The following is a 956-nucleotide window of genomic DNA, read 5'->3' as shown; positions in this document are numbered from 1 at the left end:
GTAGTGTCATGTAGAGGGATCAGTTTTGCTTTGAATTTACCATTTTCAATAATAGTGGATACTGACTCAATAAGTAGTGGTGTATTTTGACCATTTATTGTTGCCTAGATTTGGCTTTGTGGCTTAATTTTATCGAGGTAATATTCACTGAAATAAACATTAAAATATTATGATTTAAGGTTGTCGATAATTGCAATTTTTTCGCCGGGTTTTATTTGTTGACCCAGTTCTACATCAAGGATAGATAAAACTCCATCAATGGGGGCTGTTATAACTAATTGTTCCATCCCGTTTTCTATGATATCCAGCATTCTCTCCAGTAATAATATAGAATCATCTATCCTCTTAAATTGTGAGGGGAATGATTCTTTATTTTTATTATCATGTTCTTTTAAAATTTCACTTTTTATTTGCCAGTTTTTTAACATGCCGACTTGGTTTTCCAGTTCGGATTTTGCAATCATTGATTTCATGTCGAGGACTTGATGCCTGGCTAAATCTCTCGATATAGTCGTTATTTGATGCTGAGCCTCTTGTAAATTAAGTTTTGTCTCTCTATTATCTTGTTCCAATTGTATTTTCATATTGCGTAGATTGCTTATTTGCTCGGTAATATTCACTATTCTGGATGTCGCTTCCAGCATAAAATCATAGTTAGATAAACGAATAATAACATCGCCTTTCTCGACAGTATCGAAAGCCTGTTTGGCGACTTCAGTGACTTTTCCTCCTCGTTCACTTGATACAATCATACTTTCTTTAGGTACCGCGATAGCTCGGGTTGTCAGCACATCCTGATACACTTCTGATTCAATAGTATGGAAAACAGCATTCTCTCGTGATATGAGTAAAGAGCGCTGAGCGGTAGATAAATAATAAATATAATAAAGACAAGCAATAACAACTAATAATACGCAAAAAATAATTAACTTAGCAGTTGTGTTTTTATTTTTTCT

Annotated in this window: 1 pseudogene; it reads right to left on the bottom strand. The window is 33.9% G+C overall.

Going from position 1 to position 956, the window contains the following annotated elements:
• Positions 1–956: pseudogene (gene darC / locus V2A85_RS23985) on the bottom strand (darobactin export ABC transporter periplasmic adaptor subunit); the annotation flags it as partial.

This window comes from Yersinia sp. 1252 StPb PI (assembly GCF_048593885.1).
Classification (GTDB): domain Bacteria; phylum Pseudomonadota; class Gammaproteobacteria; order Enterobacterales; family Enterobacteriaceae; genus Yersinia; species Yersinia enterocolitica_E.
Note: the sequence above shows the minus strand (reverse complement) of the source record. Positions and strands in the feature narration are given on the sequence as shown.